The following is a 19,364-nucleotide window of genomic DNA, read 5'->3' as shown; positions in this document are numbered from 1 at the left end:
ACCCACGGGGTCAGTCCGACCCCGATCGACCCGCACGTCACCGGAGGTGATGACCCGTGGCTGACCCGAAGGGCTTCCTCAAGGTCCAGGAACGCGAACTGCCGCCCCGTCGGCCCGTGCCGGTGCGGCTCATGGACTGGAAAGAGGTCTACGAGCAGCAGGAACCGGGTGCGCTCCGGCGCCAGGCCGGCCGCTGCATGGACTGCGGCGTGCCGTTCTGCCACCAGGGCTGCCCCCTCGGGAACCTCATCCCCGAGTGGAACGACCTCATGTGGCGCGGCGAGGGCCGACAGGCGATCGAGCGCCTGCACGCGACGAACAACTTCCCGGAGTTCACCGGGCGGCTGTGCCCGGCGCCGTGCGAGGCCGCGTGCGTGCTCGGCATCAACCAGCCACCGGTGACGATCAAGCAGGTCGAGGTCTCGATCATCGACCAGGCGTTCCAGAACGGCTGGGTGACGCCGCACCCGCCCGAGCGACTCACGGGCAAGACGGTCGCGGTCGTCGGGTCGGGTCCCGCGGGACTCGCCGCCGCGCAGCAGCTCACCCGCGCCGGGCACACCGTCGCGGTGTACGAGCGCGACGACCGGATCGGCGGCCTCCTGCGCTACGGCATCCCCGACTTCAAGATGGAGAAGCGGCAGATCGACCTCCGTCTGCAGCAGATGCAGGCCGAGGGCACCCGGTTCCGCGCGGGCGTGGAGATCGGCGTGGACATCAGCTGGTCCGACCTGAAGAGCCGGTACGACGCCGTCGTGGTCGCCACGGGCGCGACGGTCCCGCGCGACCTGCCGATCCCGGGCCGGGACCTGTCCGGCGTCCACTTCGCCATGGAGTACCTCGTGCAGCAGAACCGCACCGGTGCCGGCACGGTGGTCGACAACCAGATCACGGCGGAGGGCAAGCACGTCGTCGTGATCGGTGGCGGTGACACGGGCGCGGACTGCATCGGCACCGCGCACCGGCAGGGCGCCATCAGTGTGACGAACCTGGCGATCGGCAAGCAGCCGCCGCTCGAGCGTCCGTCGGACCAGCCCTGGCCGATGTTCCCGACGGTGTTCGAGGTCTCGAGCGCGCACGAAGAGGGCGGCGAGCGTCGGTACCTCGCCTCGACCGTCGAGTTCCTGGCGAACGAGGCCGGCGAGGTGCGGGCCCTCCGGGTCGCGGAGACCGAGTACCTCGACGGCCGCCGTGTGCCGAAGTCGGGGACCGAGCGTGAGATCCCCGCGGACCTCGTGCTCATCGCGATGGGCTTCACCGGACCGGAACGCGACACGCTCGAGCCGCAGCTGGGCCTCCCGTTCGCGCCGTCCGGCGCCCTCGAGCGGGGCGCCGACTACACGACCAACGAGCCCGGGGTGTTCGTCGCCGGTGACGCCGGTCGCGGGCAGTCCCTCATCGTCTGGGCGATCGCGGAGGGCCGCGCGGCGGCCGCCGAGGTGGACCGCTACCTCGAGGGATCCACTCGCCTCCCGGCCCCGGTCCGTGCGACCGACCGCGCGATCAGCGTCTGACGGAGCGGCACCGGCCGGTAGGCTGCCGGTGGCCGGTCGTCCGGCCGGGACCGCCCGTGCGGGCGCCACCGCAGCACGACATCCACCACACGAAGGACACCATTGAGACGCGCAAAGATCGTTTCGACGCTCGGACCGGCGACCTCGGACTACGAGACCGTCAAGGACATCATCCAGGCGGGCGTCGACGTGGCCCGGCTGAACCTCAGCCACGGTGACTACAGCGTGCACGAGGCGAACTACGAGAACGTCCGACGTGCGGCGGACGACCTCGGCAAGCCCGTCGCGGTCCTCGTCGACCTGCAGGGCCCGAAGATCCGCCTCGCGCGGTTCGCGGACGGCCCCCACGAGCTCGCGGCCGGCGACGTCTTCACGATCACCACCGAGGACGTCCCCGGCTCGAAGGACGTGTGCGGGACGACCTTCAAGGGGCTCCCACAGGACGTCAAGCCCGGCGACCCGCTCCTCATCGACGACGGCCGTGTCCGCCTCCGGGTGCTCGACTCGGACGGCGTCCGCGTGCGCACCGAGGTCGTCGTGCCCGGGACGGTGTCGAACAACAAGGGCATCAACCTCCCCGGCGTCGCCGTGAACGTCCCCGCGTTGAGCGAGAAGGACGAGGCCGACCTCCGCTGGGCGATCCGGCAGGGCGCCGACCTCATCGCGCTCTCGTTCGTCCGCAACGCCGCCGACGTCGAGCGCGCCCACGAGATCATGGACGAGGAGGGCAAGCGGCTCCCGGTCATCGCGAAGGTCGAGAAGCCGCAGGCCGTGGACGCGCTCGAGGAGATCATCGACGCCTTCGACGCGATCATGGTCGCGCGCGGGGACCTCGGTGTCGAGCTGCCGCTCGAGGCCGTGCCGATCGTGCAGAAGCGCGCCGTCGAGCTGTCCCGCCGCATGGCGAAGCCCGTCATCGTCGCCACGCAGATGCTCGAGTCGATGATCTCGAGCCCCATCCCGACGCGCGCCGAGACCTCGGACGTCGCGAACGCGGTCCTCGACGGCGCGGACGCGGTCATGCTCTCGGGCGAGACGAGCGTCGGCGAGTACCCGGTGGAGACGGTCCGCACCATGGCCCGCATCGTCGAGTCGACCGAGGACCACGGCCTCGAGCGGATCGCGCCGCTCGGCACGAAGCCCCGCACCCTCGGCGGTGCGATCACCCTCGCCGCCGTCGAGATCGCGGAGTTCACCGAGGCGTCGTACCTCTGCGTCTTCACGGAGTCCGGCGACTCGGCTCGCCGCATGTCCCGGCTCCGCCACGGTCTGCCGATCATCGCCTTCACCCCGAACGAGGCGACGCGACGCCGCATGGCGCTGACGTGGGGCGTCCGCTCGTTCCTGGTCGAGCGCATGACGCACACCGACGAGCTCTTCCCGCAGGTCGACGACCTCCTCATCGGGCACGGCCTCGCCAAGCCCGGCGACCGCGTCGTCGTCACGGCCGGTTCGCCTCCCGGGCTGCCGGGGTCGACGAACGACCTCCGCGTGCACCGCGTCGGCGACGCCCACGCGGAGGCTGCTCCGGCCTACGTCCGCAACTGACCGCCGGATCCGAACAGGAGGCACGGGGCGTGGTCTCGACGTCGACCGACGGTCGCGCGCGACGTCCGCCGACCGAGCTCCGGCGCTGGCGCCGGTACCTCGCCGACGAACGCGCCGAGGCGTCGGTCTACCGGAACCTGGCCGCGCGGCGGTCCGGTGAGGAGCGGGACATCCTGCTCGCCCTCGCCGAGGCCGAGGGGCGCCACGAGCAGCACTGGCTCGAGCTGCTCGGCGACGACGTGGGGCGTCCCCTCCGTGGCGATCTGCGGACCCGGATCCTCGCGGGCCTCGCGAAGCGCTTCGGTTCGGTGTTCGTGCTCGCGCTGATGCAGCGCACCGAGGACCGGTCTCCGTACGGGGCGGACGTCGACGCCTCGGCGGCGATGGCGGCGGACGAGCGCATCCACGGCGAGGTCGTGCGCGGTCTGGCGAACCGGGGGCGACTCCGTCTGTCCGGCACCTTCCGGGCCGCGGTGTTCGGCGCGAACGACGGCCTGGTGTCGAACCTGGCGCTCATCATCGGCATCGGCGCGTCCGGCGCCGATCAGCACGTCGTGTTGTTGAGCGGCGTGGCGGGGCTGCTCGCCGGTGCACTCTCCATGGGGGCGGGGGAGTACGTGTCCGTGCGGTCGCAGCGCGAGCTGCTCGACGCCTCCGCTCCGCATCCCGAGGCCGGCCAGGCCGTGGTCGACCTCGACGTCGACCAGAACGAACTCGCGCTCGTCTACCGAGCGCGCGGGATGGACGAGGCCGCGGCGGCGCAGCACGCCCACGAGGTGCTCACCGGACTCCGGCAGACGTCGGAGACGGGGGCCGTCGGCACGGTGGAGCACGAGGCGGTCGGGAGCGGGCTGAGCGCCGCGATCTCGAGTTTCCTGTTCTTCGCGTCGGGGGCCGTGGTCCCCGTCCTCCCGTACCTGTTCGGACTCGGGGAGTGGTCCGCCGTCGCGGTCGCCGCGGTGCTGGTCGGCATCGCGCTGCTCGTGTCCGGGGCGGTCGTCGGTGTGCTCTCGGGTGCGTCCCCCGCACGGCGGGCACTGCGGCAGCTCGCGATCGGGTACGGTGCGGCGGCGGTGACCTACCTGCTCGGGTTGCTGTTCGGGACCGCCGGCATCTGACCGTCCGGGTGGTCCGGTCCCCGGCCGTCCTCCCGCCGGCACGTTCCGGCGCGGGACGCACGGTGCCGTGGCGTCATCCGCGGATGGCGGCGCGTGGCGGGACGAGCAGCAGCGCCGCGATGCCGACGACGACGAGGACGATGCCGGCGAGGACGACGAACGCCGCCAACGCGAGTCCGGGTGCGACCAGGACCGCCACACCGGCGAGGATCGACAGCGCACCGCTCACCGCACTCGGTCCGCGCGACGAGCCCGGGTGACCGACGACCGCGCCGACGAGTGCCGCGACACCCTCGACGACGAACCCGATCCCGCCGAGCGTCGCCAGGACGACGAGCGGGGCCGCCGGGTCGAGCAGGCAGACGAGCCCCGCGGCTGCCACGAACACGCCACCGACGATCGACACCCAGCGCCAGACCCGGTGCGTGCCCCGGCCGATCGCCGCCGAGGCCACCCGCAGGACCCCGGCGACGACGAGATCGACGCCGAACAGGAGTGCGAGCACGACGAGCGTCGGGCGTGGCCACAGGATGCCGACACCGCCGAGCACGATCGCGACGACCGCGGTGGTCACCACGAACACGCGGAAGGTCCGGACCGCACGTGTGTCCACGTTGGCTGTCCCTCTCCGTCGGGTCCCGGGCTCGGGGTCGGATCCGGGTTCCGGGCAGACGGTACCGATCGGGCGGGCGCCGCGCTCAGCGGGTGTTCAGCGAGCCGACGGAGGACCTCGCGATCATCCGCCGACGTGCGCGCCGAGGAGCAGTCCGGCGGCGTAGGTCGCCGCGAGCGCGAGGGCCCCGCCGACCACCACCCGCACCGTCGCGCGACCGCGGGCCGCGCCGCCGAGGGTCGCCCCGGTCGCGCCGGTCACGGCGAGGGCGAGGAGCACGGCGACGATCGTCGCGGGCACACGAGCACCGGCTGGCGGGATCAGGATGGCGAACAGGGGCAACAGGGCGCCGACCGTGAACGTCGCCGCCGAGACCCACGCGGCGCGCCACGGGCTGACCATGTCGGCTTCCTCGTCCGCGAGGGCGATGGCGGCGCGTCGGCGTCGCACCTCGGGACGCACGAGCTCGGCCGCGATCGACGCTGCGGTGTCGGGGTCGACGCCGAGGGCGGCGTAGTGACCGGCGATCGCGCCGGCGTCCTCGGCCTCTGCCGCGCGCTCCGCTTGGCGTGCGGCCAGTCCGGTGCGCTGTGCGTCCCGCTGGCCGCTGACCGAGACGTACTCGCCGAGGGCCATCGAGATGGCGCCTCCGACGAGTCCGGCCGTGCCGGCGGCGGCGATCGCTCCGGTCGACGCGCCGGCACCCGCCACGCCGACGACGATCGCCGCGACGGACACGATCCCGTCGTTCGCACCGAGGAGGCCCGCCCGGAGCCAGTTGAGTCGACCGGCGCTCGTCGCGTCGTCGACGGCGCTCGTCTCCGGGAGGGCGAGATCCGTTGCGTGCGACATGCAGGAATGGAACCACCACCGGACCTGCGCCGCCAGCATGGACAGGCTTGCCTCACCTGGTGCGGTCCGGCCCTCCTGCTAGCCTGAGCAGGACGCGAGTGTGGTGGAATCGGCAGACACGGGGCACTCAAAATGCTCTGCCTCACGGCGTGCGGGTTCGAGTCCCGCCACTCGTACCGACGGCGCCCGGCAGGATCACCGGTCGCCGGAACGACGTCGCCTGCTGACCGTCCCGGGACTCCGGGAGGGCCGGGATGGGCATAGTAGGATTGCCGCGTGAGTGACACAGAAGCAACCCCCACCGCACCCCGTCGCGTCGTCGTCGCGGAGGACGAGTCGCTCATCCGCCTCGACATCGTCGAGATCCTCCGGGACAACGGCTTCGACGTGGTCGGCGAGGCCGGCGACGGCGAGACCGCTGTCGCGCTCGCCACGGATCTGCGGCCCGACCTCGTGATCATGGACGTCAAGATGCCGCAGCTCGACGGGATCTCCGCGGCCGAGCGGCTGTCGAAGAACCACATCGCGCCGGTCGTGCTGCTGACGGCCTTCAGTCAGAAGGAGCTCGTCGAGCGTGCGACCGAGGCCGGTGCCCTCGCATACGTCGTGAAGCCGTTCACGCCGAACGACCTGCTGCCCGCGATCGAGATCGCGCTCTCTCGGCACCAGCAGATCATCACACTCGAGGCCGAGGTCGCCGACCTCGTCGAGCGGTTCGAGACCCGCAAGCTCGTCGACCGCGCGAAGGGGCTCCTCAACGAGAAGATGGGCCTGACGGAGCCCGAGGCCTTCCGGTGGATCCAGAAGGCCTCGATGGACCGGCGGCTCACCATGCACGACGTCGCCAAGGCGATCATCGAGCAGCTCAGCGTCAAGAAGTAGCGCGACCGGCCAGCGGCGCGGCGTCGTTCAGGCGTCGCGGAGCAGGTTGGTGATGCGGACCGTCGAGCAGCGTCGCCCCTCGTCGTCGGTGAGCACGATCTCGTGCGTGCACAGGGTGCGGCCGAGGTGGATCGCGGTGCACGTACCCGTGACGACGCCCGTCGTGGCGCTCCGGCTGTGTGACGCGTTCAGCTCGATGCCGACCGCGATGCGCCCGGGGCCGGCGTGGACGGTCGCCGCCATCGAGCCCAGGCTCTCGGCGAGGACCACGAACGCCCCGCCGTGCAGCAGCCCGACCGGCTGACGGTTGCCCTCGACCGGGATCGTGCCGACGGCGCGCTCGGCGCTCAGCTCGAGGATCTGCATGCCCATCTTCTCGGCGAGTTCACCGATCCCGCGCTGGTCGTACCGCTCGACGCCCTCGGGGGAGCCGGTGATGGTCGGGCTGTCGGTCACTCGTGGCCTCCGGGGTTGTCACCGGCCGTGGATAGGCTGTCCGGGTGTCGGACGCGGAAAAGCCTACCCTCCTGGTCATCGACGGACACTCGCTGGCGTTCCGGGCGTTCTACGCGTTGCCGGTCGACAGCTTCGTGAACCGCGAAGGCCAGCACACGAACGCGATCCACGGCTTCATCTCGATGCTGCTCATGCTCTTGCAGCGCGAACGACCGACCCACATCGCCGTGGCGTTCGACATCTCGCGGTTCTCGTTCCGCACCCGTGAGTACGAGGACTACAAGGGCACCCGCTCCGAGACCCCCGAGGAGTTCAAGGGGCAGATCCCGCTCCTGCAAGAGGCCCTGCACGCCATGGGCATCACCACGGTCACGAAAGAGGACTACGAGGCCGACGACATCCTCGCCACGCTGTCGCTGCAGGGCGCGCAGCAGGGGTACCGCGTGTACGTCGTCTCGGGTGACCGCGACGCCATCCAGCTCGTCGACGACGACGTGACGCTGCTCTACCCGTCGGTGCGGGGCGTGTCCGAACTGACCCGCTACGACCGCGACAAGGTGTACGAGCGGTACGGCATCGAACCGCACCAGTACCCGGACGTCGCGGCGCTCGTGGGTGAGACCAGCGACAACCTCGTCGGGATCGACAAGGTGGGCGAGAAGACCGCCGTCAAGTGGATCACCCAGTACGGCTCGCTCGACGGTGTCCTCGAGCACGCCGACGAGATCAAGGGCGTCGTGGGCGCCAACCTCCGCGAACAGAAGGACCGCGCGGTGCGGAACCGCCGCCTGAACCGTCTCGTGCGCGACGTCGAGCTGCCGGTGGGGCCGGCCGACGTCGTCATCCGTCCGGTCGACGAGGCCGCGGTGCGTGAGCTGTTCGACCGCCTGCAGTTCCGCACGCTCCTCGACCGCGTGTTCAAGGTCGCCGGGACCGGTGACGGCGGCGACGCCGCGACCGAGGGCGGGGTGGACGACGGTGCTCCGACGCCGCCGGCCGCGCGGACCCTGATCGACGAGGAGCTGGGACACTGGCTCCGCACCAAGACCGAGCACGACGCGGACAACGGCTTCGGGGTGTCGGTCGAGACCGTCGACGGGCGTCTCAGCGCGATCGGCATCGCGACGCATGACGACGCCGTGCTCGTGCCCGGGGGCAGTGGAGCGCGTGACTACGAGCAGTTGCAGACCTGGCTCGCCGGCGACGCGCCCAAGCACCTGCACGACGCGAAGGCGGCGGTCCAGGCGCTCGCGACGGCGGGGTTCACGCTCGGCGGCCTCGCGGGCGACCCCCGCGTGACGGGGTGGCTCGCGAACCCGGCCCGGCAGGGGCAGTCGCTCGAGGACCTCGTCTACGGCGAGCTCCGCGAGACCATGCCCACGGCCGACCCGAACCAGCTCGTCCCCGAGTCGGAGCCGGCGAGCGCGGCGACACGAGCCTGGTACACCCTCCGGGTCGAGACCGCGCTCCGCGCCCGGATCGACCCCGGGTCGTTGCGCGTGCTCGACGACATCGAGCTCCCGCTCGTGTCCGTCCTCGCCGACATGGAGTCCCGGGGCGTCGCGATGGACCACGCGGTCCTCGCCGACCTGTCGGGCGAACTCGGGGAGCGCGCCTCGGAGCTCGCACAGCAGGCGTTCGCGGAGATCGGGCACGAGGTCAACCTCGGGTCGCCGAAGCAGCTCCAAGAGGTCCTGTTCACCGAGCTCGCGATGCCGAAGACCCGCAAGACCAAGACGGGCTTCTCGACCGACGCCGCGTCGCTCGCGGACCTCCAGGAGCAGCACCCGCACCCGTTCCTCGGCCTGCTGCTGCAGCACCGCGACGCGACCAAGCTGCGGCAGATCGTCGACACCCTCGACGCCGCCGTGGTCGACGGTCGCGTGCACACGACCTACGAACAGACCGGGACGAGCACCGGACGCATCTCGTCGACCGACCCGAACCTCCAGAACATCCCCGTCAAGACCGCGGTCGGCCGTCGGATCCGGTCCGCGTTCACGGTGGCCGCTCCGTACACGACCCTGCTCACCGCCGACTACTCCCAGATCGAGATGCGCATCATGGCGCACCTGTCGGGGGACCCGGGCCTCATCCAGGCGTTCAAGGAGGGCGAGGACCTGCACCGATTCGTCGGTGCCCGCGTGTTCGGGGTCGAGCCCGCCGACGTCTCCCCGGAGATGCGCACGAAGGTCAAGGCGATGTCGTACGGACTCGCCTACGGACTGAGCGCGTTCGGCCTGTCGAAGCAGCTCCGGATCGACCAGAAAGAGGCACGCGGCCTCATGGCCGAGTACTTCGCGCGCTTCGGAGCGGTGCGCGACTACCTCCGCAACGTCGTGGAACAGGCCCGCGAGGACGGCTACACCGAGACCATCTTCGGTCGCCGGCGTCCGTTCGGCGACCTCAAGAGCCCGAACCGTGTGCTCCGGGAGAACGCCGAGCGGGCTGCGCTCAATGCGCCGATCCAGGGTTCGGCCGCGGACATCATGAAGATCGCGATGCTCGGCGTCGCGGCGGACCTCGACGCGGGTGGCCACGACTCGCACCTGTTGCTGCAGGTGCACGACGAACTCATCCTCGAGGTCGCTCCGGGCGAACAGGACGCGGTCGAGGAGATCGTGCGTCGGCGCATGGGCGGTGCCGCGGACCTGAGCGTGCCCCTCGACGTCCAGGTCGGCACGGGGCCGAACTGGGAGGCAGCGGCGCACTGAGCGACCAGGCGCGATCGCCCGGTCGGACGGTCCGCCGGGGTCGCTCCGGGCCTCCCGGATCGCGGAGTCGGTATGGTCGCACCATGAGCTCCGAGCGTCCTGTCCGCAATCCGTCCGCCGTCGACCGCGTCGCGGAGGACTGGGTGACGACACTCGTCGACCTCGACCCGACGATCGGGACCTACATCGGCGTGGGCGGTCGGCAGGGTGCGTACGGTGACACGTCGCCCGCGGGAGCGGACGCCCTCGCGGACGCCGCACGCGCGGCCCGCCGGAGCCTCGACGCCGCGGAGCCCGTCGACGCGATCGACCGCGTGACGAAGACGGACCTCGGCGCGGAACTCGACCTGGTCGTCGAGTCGTACGACCGGCGACTCCACCTCCGGGACCTCAACGTCATCGCGAGCCCGGCGCAGCACCTGCGGGACGTCCTCGACCTCATGCCGACGGCGACGGCGAACGACTGGTCGGACATCGCGAACCGGCTGTCCGCGCTCCCCGACGCGCTCGAGGGGTACCGCGAGACCCTGCTGCAGGGGACGCGCGAGGGCGTGACCCCCGCGAAGCGACAGGTCGCCGCCGTGGCGCAGCAGGCCCTCCGGAACGCCCGCGACGGCGGGTTCTTCGACGAGCTGGCCGCCGGCGCCGCCCTCGACGACGGTGGTGCGCTGCCGGAGTCGGTCCGTGCCGATGTCACCCGTGGCGCCGCCGTCGCGGCTGCCGCGTACCGGTCGCTCGGTCGGTTCCTCGAGCACGAGCTGATGCCGCTCGCCACCCCGGTGGACGCGGTCGGACGCGAGGACTACGAGCTGCACTCCCGTCGGTTCCTCGGCGCGGTCGTCGACCTGGACGAGACCTACGCGTGGGGGCTCGAGGAGCTCGCGCGGATGCGGTCCGAGCAGGAGCGCATCGCCGACCGCATCGAGTCCGGGGCCAGCGTCGCCCGGGCGATCGCGGTGCTCGACGAGGACCCGGCCCGGAAGCTCCACGGCACCGACGCACTCCGCGCCTGGATGCAGGAGACCTCGGACGCCTCGGTCGAGGCCCTGGCGGGGACGTACTTCGACATCCCGGACCCCATCCGTCGCCTCGAGTGCCGGATCGCCCCCACCCACGACGGCGGGATCTACTACTCGGGCCCGAGCGACGACTTCAGCCGGCCGGGCCGCATGTGGTGGTCCGTGCCCGACGGCGTGACCGAGTTCGCGACCTGGCGCGAGAAGACGACGGTGTTCCACGAAGGCGTCCCGGGCCACCACCTGCAGATCAGCCAGGCGGTCTACAACCGCGGCGAGCTCAACACGTGGCGGCGTCAGCTCGCCGGCCCCTCGGGACACGTCGAGGGTTGGGCGCTCTACGCGGAACGGCTCATGGAGCAGCTCGGCCACCTCGACGACGACGGCGACCGCCTCGGCATGCTCGACGGCCAGCGGATGCGGGCGGCCCGCGTCGTCCTCGACATCGGGGTGCACCTGCAGAAGACGAACCCCGACGGCGGTGGTTGGACGCACGAGTACGCGCTCGACTTCATGCGACAGAACGTGAACATGGACGACGCGTTCGTCCGGTTCGAGGTCGACCGCTACTTCGGCTGGCCGGGACAGGCCCCGTCGTACAAGGTGGGTCAGCGTGTGTGGGAGTCCATCCGCGACGAGGCCGCGGCGCGTGCCGGTGCCGACTTCGACCTGCGGGCCTTCCACCGCGACGCCCTGGCCCTCGGCGGGGTCGGACTCGACACGCTCCGGTCGGCGCTGCTCCCCGAGCGGGAATGACGCCCGCCCCGGGGCGGTTACACCCCCTGCCGGGGGTCCCGGGACGGAGGCGTCGCGGGTCCCGCTCGCGGTTGTGACCGTGGGGGAGGCCCGGCTAGACTGGTGCGGCGCAATCCGCGTCAAGCATCCACTTCGCCATGCCGAAGCGTGCACGGACCTCCCGTGCTCGCCAGGGGGACCCCGATCGTCATGGCCCGATCAATGCCCGTTCGGAGCAATCTCTACATGACAACCACCACGACCAAGGCTCCTAAGCAGGTCGCCATCAACGACATCGGTTCGGCTGATGACTTCCTGGCCGAGGTCGAGAAGACCCTGAAGTTCTTCAACGACGGCGACCTGATCTCCGGGACCGTCGTGAAGATCGACCGCGACGAGGTCCTCCTCGACGTCGGTTACAAGACGGAGGGTGTGATCCCCTCCCGCGAGCTCTCGATCAAGCACGACGTCGACCCCAACGAGGTCGTCGAGGTCGGCGACGACGTCGAGGCCCTCGTCCTCCAGAAGGAGGACAAGGAAGGCCGTCTCATCCTGTCGAAGAAGCGCGCGCAGTACGAGCGTGCGTGGGGCGACGTCGAGAAGATCAAGGAGTCCGACGGCGTGGTGACCGGCACGGTCATCGAGGTCGTCAAGGGCGGTCTCATCGTCGACATCGGCCTCCGTGGCTTCCTCCCGGCCTCGCTCATCGAGCTCCGTCGCGTCCGTGACCTCACGCCGTACCTCGGCCAGGAGATCGAAGCGAAGATCCTCGAACTCGACAAGAACCGCAACAACGTGGTCCTGTCGCGCCGCGCCCTGCTCGAGCAGACGCAGTCCGAGTCGCGCACGACGTTCCTCAACAACCTCCACAAGGGCCAGGTCCGCAAGGGCATCGTCTCGTCGATCGTCAACTTCGGTGCGTTCGTCGACCTCGGCGGCGTCGACGGTCTCGTCCACGTGTCCGAGCTCTCCTGGAAGCACATCGAGCACGCCAGCGAGGTCGTCGAGGTGGGCCAGGAGGTCACCGTCGAGATCCTCGAGGTCGACCTCGACCGCGAGCGCGTGTCGCTCTCGCTCAAGGCGACGCAGGAGGACCCGTGGCAGGTCTTCGCCCGCACCCACGCGATCGGTCAGGTCGCGCCGGGCAAGGTCACGAAGCTCGTGCCGTTCGGTGCGTTCGTCCGTGTGGCCGACGGCATCGAGGGCCTCGTGCACATCTCGGAGCTGTCGAACAAGCACGTCGAGCTCGCGGAGCAGGTCGTGTCCGTCGGTGACGAGGTCTTCGTCAAGATCATCGACATCGACCTCGACCGTCGCCGTATCTCGCTCAGCCTCAAGCAGGCGAACGAGGGCGTCGACCCCGAGGGCGACGAGTTCGACCCGGCGCTCTACGGCATGCCGACCGAGTACGACGAGCAGGGCAACTACAAGTACCCCGAGGGCTTCGACCCGGAGACCAACGAGTGGCGCGAGGGCTTCGAGACCCAGCGCGACGCGTGGGAGAAGGAGTACGCGGCTGCTCAGGCTCGCTGGGAAGCGCACAAGAAGCAGGTCGCCGCGTCGATCGCCGAGGAGTCCACGCCCTTCGACGCGCCCGCCGCGTCCGCTGGGTCGTCGTTCTCGAGCGAGACGGCTGGTCAGGGCACCCTGGCCGACGACGCCTCGCTCGCGGCGCTGCGCGAGCGGCTCAGCTCGAACAGCTGACCGCCCGACGCGTCCCGAGAGCCCGGTACCCACGAGGGTGCCGGGCTCTCGCCCGTTAAGGTGGTGGACGTGCGGATCATCGGACTGACGGGTGGCATCGCGGCGGGCAAGTCGACGGTGTCCGCGCGCTGGGCGGAGCGCGGCGCGGTGGTCGTCGACGCCGACCTCCTGGCGCGCGAGGCGGTCGCGCCCGGGAGCCCGGGGCTCGCGGCGATCAGCGAGCGGTTCGGCCCGGCGGTGATCGCGCCGGACGGGTCCCTCGATCGCCCGGCCCTCGGCGCGGTCGTCTTCCGCGACGCGGAGGCGCGCGCCGCCCTCAACGCGATCATCCACCCCGAGGTGTGGCGCATCGCGAAGGAGCGCTTCGCCGAGGCCGAGCGGGCCGATCCCGACGCCGTGGTGGTCTACGACGTGCCGTTGCTGGCCGAGGCCCAGGAGGGACGGCCGCTCCGCTTCGACACCGTGGTCGTCGTGCACGCGCCCGCTCCGGACCGGATCGACCGCCTGGTGCGCCACCGTGGCATGGAGCGTGGGGACGCGGAACGTCGGGTCGCGGCACAGGCGAGCGACGAGGAGCGGCTCGCGCTCGCGGACCTGGTCGTCGACGCGACCGGTTCGCCAGCCGACACGATCCGCGCTGCGGACGAGGTGTGGGACCGCATCGTCGCGTCTCAACCTGAGTAGTTCTTCTGACCCGTCAGGGAGCAAGCAGCCTGCGCGCGGCGACGTCCGGTAACGTCCCCGCACGTGTCCTCGGCCGCGCGTCACGCCCTCCATGCCCTGCTCGTGGTCGTACTCGCCGTCACCGTCGTGGTCGCGGTCGTGGTCGTGGTCGACACGGCGTCCGAGCACCAGCAGGCCACCGCTGAGGCTCCCCGGGGCCCGTCGGGGTCGCTCGGCCACGTCGGCCCGCCCGCGGAGACGCATGACTTCCGTCGGTTCCGGATCGGTGCCGTCGACGGGCAGCGCCTCACGCCGAACGCGACGGACTTCGCGTCCCGATCGGTCGGCGACGGCCCCCTGCTGCTGTTCCTGCCCGCCACGCGGGCGCGCCCCGCGGACTACCGGACGTTCCTGTCGGTCGCGTCCCAGGCCGGGTACAACGTGCTCGGACTCGACTACTGGAACCTCGGGACGACGCTGTCCGGGACGTGCGAGAACGACCCCCGCTGCTACACGCAGGTCCAGCGGAACCGGTTCGACGGCACCGATGCCTCCCAGTTCAGCGACGTCGGACCTGCCGGGTCGATCACCGCTCGCCTCCGGGACGCCGTGGCGCACCTGTCGAGCGCGGACCCCGCGGGCGGATGGAACCGCTTCGTGGACGGTGCGGGTCACATCGCCTGGGACCACATCGTGGTGGCCGGCCACTCCCAGGGCGGCGGCGAGGCGGCCTTCATCGCGCACATCCGACCGGTGCTCGGTGCGCTCATGTTCTCGTCGCCCGTCGAGTCCGACGGGGCGGCGCACGCGGCGTGGATGGACCGCCCGGGTGTCACGCCGATCACCCGCGAGTACGCGATCGACGACGTGCGTGACGTGTTCGGGCCGCGTATCCGCGGCTCGTGGCGCGTGCTCGGTCTCGACGGTCCGCACGGCCCGTCGGTCACGACGACGCGGCCTCCATCCGGCGACCCGCACGCGATCCTCACCCGGCTGGACGTCGGTGACCCCGACCAGGCGCACTCGCTCATCATCGACGACGCCACCCCGCTCCAGGCGAACGGCACCCCGCGCATGCTGCCGCTGTGGCACTGGATGCTGACGCGGTTCCCGCTCCCGCAGACCCACGAGCCGAACCCCACGCGCTCCGCGGCACCGACGCCGTCCCGGGGGTGAGGATCCCGCGCCTCTGCACGTTCATAGGGAGCCGCAATAGCATGGGCGAGTGCAACGTGGAGTGGACGACGTCAGCGGAGACCGGCATCCGGAAGGCTCCGGGAACAGGTCAGCGGAGACCCTCGCCGCCCTGATCCGACGTCGGGGAACCGACGACCCGGACCACCACTACCTGGAGGACGCCCGGTCCGACCGGGTGCTGACGTACCGGGCCTTCGCCGAAGCGGTCCAGGCCTGGACGTCGGTGTTCGACGACCTCGGGATCGCCCCCTCCGGCGCGGTCCTCGTGGATCTCGGGGACCCGCTGTCGTTCGCGGTCGTGCACCTCGCAGCGCTGTCCTCCGGCCGTCGTGCGGTCCCGGTGGACACCGGGCAGCCGACCTCCGAGCCCCTGCGCCTCGCGGACCTGCTCCATGGCGCCTCCCTCGTCGTCTCCGACCGTGCAGACGACGCCACGATCGCCGGGACCGCGGCGGCGCACATCGACCCCGCCACCGGTCACCCGATCGACGTCGTGGCCGGCACCGTCCCGTCGAGCGCTCCCGACGCGCTCGACACCGGGTCCGTCGTGCTGTTCACGTCCGGTTCGACGGGCACGCCGAAGGGCGTCGAACTGCCCGAACCCCAGCTCGTGTTCGTGGCACGAGCGGTCGCTGACCACAACGAGCTCACCCGGGAGGACCGGGGCTTCAACTCGCTCCCGCTGTTCCACGTCAACGCCGAGGTCGTCGGGCTGCTCGCCACCATGGTGGCCGGTTCGACGCTCGTGCTCGACAAGCGGTTCCGACGCACCGGCTTCTGGGAGCTCCTGGCCGAGCGTCGCATCACCTGGCTCAACGCCGTGCCGGCGGTCCTCGCCGTCCTCGCGAAGACGGGGCCGCTCGACCTCCCCGCGGGTCTCCGGTTCGTCCGGAGCGCCTCCGCCCCACTTCCCGACCCGGTCCGAGCGGCCCTCGGTGCGACGCCGCTCGTCGTGAGCTGGGGGATGACCGAGGGTGCCAGCCAGATCACCGCGACCCCCCTCGGTTCAGCGCCCCGACCCGGTTCCGTCGGCGTCCCCGTCGGCTCCGAGGTCCAGGTCCGTGGAGAGGACGGCGCGCTCCTCCCGGCCGGCGAGGTCGGTGCGCTGTGGATCCGCGGACCCGGGGTCGTGAGCCGGTACCTGTTCGGCCGGGCCTCCGAGCGGTTCGACGCCGAGGGCTGGTTGTCCACCGGCGACCTCGGCTCGATCTCCACAGACGGGTGGGTGTCGCTCGCCGGTCGATCGGACGACGTCATCAACCGCGGAGGCGAGAAGGTCTACCCGTCCGAGGTCGAGGACGTCCTGCTCGGCGACGCGCGCGTGCTCGAGGCCGTGGTCGTGGGGCGCCCCGACCCGATCCTCGGGCACGTCCCGGTCGCCTACGTCATCCCGCAACCGAGCGAGGACACGGCGGCCGCGTCGCTCGTCGCCGACCTGACCGCCCGCTGCGCGGCGCAGCTGACCCGGTTCCGCCGGCCGGTCGAGATCATCGTCGTCCCGGACCTGCCCCGGGCGCCGACCGGCAAGGTGCAGCGCGCGCGCGTGCGGGCGATGGCCTCGGTGGAGTAGTCACCGCCTGCGGGACCTTCATCGGATCACGCCGTAGCCTTGAGCGGTGCAATCCGCCCCCGCCGCCACCGACACGAACGTCACCACACCGACACGGCAGAACGGCCGCCCGCGTCACCTGTACGAGGTCGACGTCCTGCGGATCCTGACCTTCGCGTGTGTGATCGGCGTCCACACGACGAGCCACACGACCGCGTCGGACAACCACTTCTACTACGCCCTGCTCGCGCTGTTGCACTTCACCCGCCTCGTGTTCTTCTCGCTGACGGCGTTCGTCCTCGTCTACAGCTACACATTGCGACCGAAGCCGATGTCGCAGTTCTGGCCGAAGCGGTTCCTGCTCGTCGGTGTGCCGTACCTGGCGTGGTCCCTCGTGTACGTCGGGTCGGCGTGGCTCCTCAGCGCGACCGAGCGCGGGGACGTCCCGCTCCTGGTGACGGACCTCGCGCACGGGATCGTGACCGGCACGGCGATGTACCACCTGTACTTCCTGCTCGTGACCATGCAGGTGTACCTGCTGCTCCCGGCGATCATGTGGCTGGTCCGACGCACGCGCCGTCACCACGTGCTGCTGACGGTCGTCGCGCTCGTGGTCAACCTGGTCGTCTACGGCGCGTACAAGTACTGGCCGCACTCGTTCGACTGGATGCACGGGTACAGCAAGCAGTTCTTCTTCATGTACGTCTTCTTCATCGTCTCGGGTGCCGTCGCCGCGGACCACGCGGAGGCGTTCCTCACCTGGATCCGGGTGCGTCGGCGACTCATCGGCTGGGGGGTCACCGGGGTCGGCGTGCTCACCCTCGCCGTGTGGGCGGGGCAGGTGCTCCTCGGCCAGTCCCTGTACGCGGCCGGCACCCCGCTGCAGCCGATCGAGGTCGTCTGGAGCGCCGCGATCGGGATGGGCTTCCTCGCGCTCGGCGCGGCGTGGGCCGACCGACGCGACCCCTCGACCCTCCTGGCGCGCGTCATCGACTACGGGTCCGACCGGTCGTTCGGCATCTTCCTGAGCCACCCGTTCGTGATCTTCCTGCTGCTCTACGGCGACAGCTGGCTGGAGCGGCATGTCGCGCAGCCGTGGCTCACGCCGGTCACGTACGTGCTCGTCATCGTGCTCGCCGTCGCGATCACCGAACTGTTCCGCTGGACGCCGCTCAGCATCCCGCTCACCGGGCGTCCGTCGCTCGGGTCCCGGAGCGCCCGGGAGGCCCGGCGCCGCGGACGGGAGCGGCTCGCGTCCGCTGGCGGTACGACCACGACGACGGCTCGTGCCGTCCGCGACGCGGGACGCGAGCGCTCGAGCGAGGCAGTCGAACCGGATGACGCGCTCGTCGGCGAGACGGACGACGTCGGCGGGTCGCACGCCGAGCGGTGATCCGCGAACGGGCCGTCCCACCCAGGTGGGACGGCCCGTCCGTCGTGGTCTCAGGCGATGCGTTCCGCCGCCGGGACGCCGATCTCGAGCACGCCGTCGGTGACCGTCAGGCGCCTCGGGTTCATGAACCAGGCGACGATCGCGGCGCCGAGGAGGAGTGCGACGGACAGGGCGAACGGCCACTGCCACCCGGACACCCCGACGAGCCACCCGAACACGATGGGGGAGAACACGCCGGCGAAGCCGTAGCCGGTGTTCATCATGCCGCTCGCGGTGCCCGACCACTGGGGGGCGACGTCCATCGGGATGGCCCACAGGTTGGCGTTCGTCAGCTCGAGGAAGAAGAACGAGAGCATGAGCGAGGCGGACGCGAGCCAGAGGTGGTGCGAGAACAGCAGCGGGAGCAGGCACACCGCGGAACCCACGAGCCCGATCAGGAGGACCGTGCGCCGGGCCTTGCGCGCATCACCGGCACGACGGATGAGTCGGTCCGAGACGATGCCACCGACGGTGTCGCCGATCACGCCGGCGAGGAGGATCACCGACGTGTAGCCGGCGTACGTCGTGAGCGGGAGGTGGTAGGAGTCGGCGAGGAATGACGGGATCCAGGTGAGGAACACCCAGAGCGTCCAGCCGTAGCCGAAGTCGACGAACGAGACCGGCAGGATCTGCTTGATGAGCTGGCGCCACGGGACCGGCGGACGCGTGGCGCGGACCTGGGCGGGCGGGAGTTCGTCCAGCTCCCGCTGCGAGATGCCGGGTGCGGTCTCCGGACGATCGCGGAAGAGGAACCACCAGAATCCCGCCCAGATGGCGCTGAGCAGGCCGACGTAGATGAAGGACTCGCGCCAGCCGGCGGCGGCGATGATCGCCGCGACGAGGAGCGGGGCGAGGGCGTTGCCGAGCCGCGAGGCGGAGTGCACGATCCCCTGGGCGAACCCGTTGCGGTCCCGGGGGATCCACCGGCTCATCGCCTGCGTCGCGGTGGGGAACGCGGATCCCTCGGTGAGGCCGAGGAGTGCGCGAGCGAGGAAGAGACTGAGGACGCCGCCCGCGAGGCCCGTCCAGATCGTCGCGACGCCCCAGAGGACACCGATGGCGAGGAGCGACCGACGCGGGCCGATCTTCTCGCCCAGCCAGCCGCCGCCCATCTGGACGAAGGCGTAGGGGAGCGCGAACGCGGACACGATCGCACCCTGCGCCGTCGTCGACAGGTCCAGGTCCTTCGCCATCTCGGGGAGGGCGGTCGAGATGTTCGTCCGGTCGATGTACGAGATCGCGTACATGACGCAGAGCAGGAGCAGGACCCGTCCGCGGAGGCGTCCGCGGAAGGGGCTCGCCTTGACGGGTACGGGGGCCGCGGCCGGTTTCGCTGCGGTGGTCATCGCGGGTCCTGTTCTTCGGAGTGAG

Annotated in this window: 15 protein-coding genes and 1 tRNA gene; 12 read left to right on the top strand and 4 right to left on the bottom strand. The window is 71.2% G+C overall.

What is annotated here, in order from left to right:
* The first annotated feature begins 56 nt into the window (after positions 1–56).
* The 3 genes from DEI86_RS03300 (at position 57) to DEI86_RS03290 (ending at position 4,180) form a co-directional block, all read left to right on the top strand.
* On the top strand, positions 57–1,514 hold the full coding sequence (locus DEI86_RS03300) for a glutamate synthase subunit beta (protein ID WP_111009136.1): 1,458 nt from the start codon (positions 57–59) through the stop codon (positions 1,512–1,514).
* A 102-nt stretch (positions 1,515–1,616) separates the two neighbouring features.
* Positions 1,617–3,062, top strand: a complete 1,446-nt coding sequence (gene pyk / locus DEI86_RS03295) for a pyruvate kinase (protein WP_111009135.1) — start codon at positions 1,617–1,619, stop codon at positions 3,060–3,062.
* Between the two features lie 29 nt (positions 3,063–3,091).
* The gene (locus DEI86_RS03290; protein ID WP_111009134.1) at positions 3,092–4,180 is read left to right on the top strand and encodes a VIT1/CCC1 family protein; all 1,089 of its coding nucleotides are present in this window, start codon (positions 3,092–3,094) and stop codon (positions 4,178–4,180) included.
* Between the two features lie 73 nt (positions 4,181–4,253).
* Here the strand turns inward: DEI86_RS03290 and DEI86_RS03285 are convergent, their stop codons facing one another.
* Together DEI86_RS03285 and DEI86_RS03280 are read right to left on the bottom strand one after the other, a co-directional pair.
* Positions 4,254–4,793, bottom strand: a complete 540-nt coding sequence (locus tag DEI86_RS03285) for an HdeD family acid-resistance protein (protein ID WP_181435102.1) — start codon at positions 4,791–4,793, stop codon at positions 4,254–4,256.
* Positions 4,794–4,916: 123 nt separating this feature from the next.
* Positions 4,917–5,645 carry a VIT1/CCC1 transporter family protein gene (locus DEI86_RS03280; RefSeq protein ID WP_111013390.1) on the bottom strand — a complete coding sequence of 243 codons (729 nt, stop codon included), beginning with the start codon at positions 5,643–5,645 and terminating at the stop codon, positions 4,917–4,919.
* 94 nt (positions 5,646–5,739) lie between these two features.
* On the opposite strand from DEI86_RS03280, the gene DEI86_RS03275 reads away from it, so the two are divergent.
* Both DEI86_RS03275 and DEI86_RS03270 read left to right on the top strand, forming a co-directional pair.
* A tRNA-Leu gene (locus DEI86_RS03275) sits at positions 5,740–5,821 on the top strand.
* Positions 5,822–5,921: 100 nt separating this feature from the next.
* The gene (locus tag DEI86_RS03270) at positions 5,922–6,527 is read left to right on the top strand and encodes an ANTAR domain-containing response regulator (protein WP_111009132.1); all 606 of its coding nucleotides are present in this window, start codon (positions 5,922–5,924) and stop codon (positions 6,525–6,527) included.
* A gap of 27 nt (positions 6,528–6,554) precedes the next feature.
* Here the strand turns inward: DEI86_RS03270 and DEI86_RS03265 are convergent, their stop codons facing one another.
* The gene (locus DEI86_RS03265; RefSeq protein WP_111009352.1) at positions 6,555–6,899 is read right to left on the bottom strand and encodes a PaaI family thioesterase; all 345 of its coding nucleotides are present in this window, start codon (positions 6,897–6,899) and stop codon (positions 6,555–6,557) included.
* Positions 6,900–7,027: 128 nt separating this feature from the next.
* On the opposite strand from DEI86_RS03265, the gene polA reads away from it, so the two are divergent.
* From polA to DEI86_RS03230, 7 genes are all read left to right on the top strand, one after another.
* Complete coding sequence (polA, locus tag DEI86_RS03260) at positions 7,028–9,697, top strand: DNA polymerase I (protein ID WP_111048817.1); 2,670 nt, start codon at positions 7,028–7,030, stop codon at positions 9,695–9,697.
* Positions 9,698–9,780: 83 nt separating this feature from the next.
* Positions 9,781–11,469: a DUF885 domain-containing protein gene (locus tag DEI86_RS03255; protein ID WP_111048816.1), complete on the top strand. Its 1,689-nt coding sequence runs from the start codon at positions 9,781–9,783 to the stop codon at positions 11,467–11,469.
* A 225-nt stretch (positions 11,470–11,694) separates the two neighbouring features.
* On the top strand, positions 11,695–13,152 hold the full coding sequence (gene rpsA / locus DEI86_RS03250) for a 30S ribosomal protein S1 (RefSeq protein ID WP_111009129.1): 1,458 nt from the start codon (positions 11,695–11,697) through the stop codon (positions 13,150–13,152).
* Between the two features lie 69 nt (positions 13,153–13,221).
* A complete protein-coding gene (coaE, locus tag DEI86_RS03245; RefSeq protein WP_111048893.1) occupies positions 13,222–13,836 on the top strand; it encodes a dephospho-CoA kinase in 615 nt (204 codons plus the stop codon).
* 63 nt (positions 13,837–13,899) lie between these two features.
* Positions 13,900–14,991, top strand: coding sequence for a hypothetical protein (locus DEI86_RS03240; protein WP_111048815.1), 1,092 nt, complete (start codon positions 13,900–13,902; stop codon positions 14,989–14,991).
* Between the two features lie 49 nt (positions 14,992–15,040).
* The gene (locus tag DEI86_RS03235) at positions 15,041–16,582 is read left to right on the top strand and encodes a class I adenylate-forming enzyme family protein (RefSeq protein WP_111048814.1); all 1,542 of its coding nucleotides are present in this window, start codon (positions 15,041–15,043) and stop codon (positions 16,580–16,582) included.
* Positions 16,583–16,628: 46 nt separating this feature from the next.
* The gene (locus DEI86_RS03230) at positions 16,629–17,954 is read left to right on the top strand and encodes an acyltransferase (RefSeq protein ID WP_111048813.1); all 1,326 of its coding nucleotides are present in this window, start codon (positions 16,629–16,631) and stop codon (positions 17,952–17,954) included.
* A gap of 50 nt (positions 17,955–18,004) precedes the next feature.
* Here DEI86_RS03230 and DEI86_RS03225 read toward each other — a convergent pair whose 3' ends face one another.
* Positions 18,005–19,339, bottom strand: a complete 1,335-nt coding sequence (locus DEI86_RS03225; RefSeq protein WP_111013273.1) for an MFS transporter — start codon at positions 19,337–19,339, stop codon at positions 18,005–18,007.
* Positions 19,340–19,364: the final 25 nt, after the last annotated feature.

The sequence above is a fragment of the Curtobacterium sp. MCBD17_028 genome (assembly GCF_003234875.1).
GTDB lineage: Bacteria > Actinomycetota > Actinomycetes > Actinomycetales > Microbacteriaceae > Curtobacterium.
Note: the sequence above shows the minus strand (reverse complement) of the source record. Positions and strands in the feature narration are given on the sequence as shown.

Coding starts and splice junctions, on each gene's coding strand:
- DEI86_RS03280 (WP_111013390.1), bottom strand. CDS start 5,645: ATGTCGCACGCAACGGATCTCGCCCTCCCGGAGACGAGCGCCGTCGAC.
- DEI86_RS03265 (WP_111009352.1), bottom strand. CDS start 6,899: ATGGGCATGCAGATCCTCGAGCTGAGCGCCGAGCGCGCCGTCGGCACG.
- DEI86_RS03255 (WP_111048816.1), top strand. CDS start 9,781: ATGAGCTCCGAGCGTCCTGTCCGCAATCCGTCCGCCGTCGACCGCGTC.
- rpsA (WP_111009129.1), top strand. CDS start 11,695: ATGACAACCACCACGACCAAGGCTCCTAAGCAGGTCGCCATCAACGAC.
- DEI86_RS03225 (WP_111013273.1), bottom strand. CDS start 19,339: ATGACCACCGCAGCGAAACCGGCCGCGGCCCCCGTACCCGTCAAGGCG.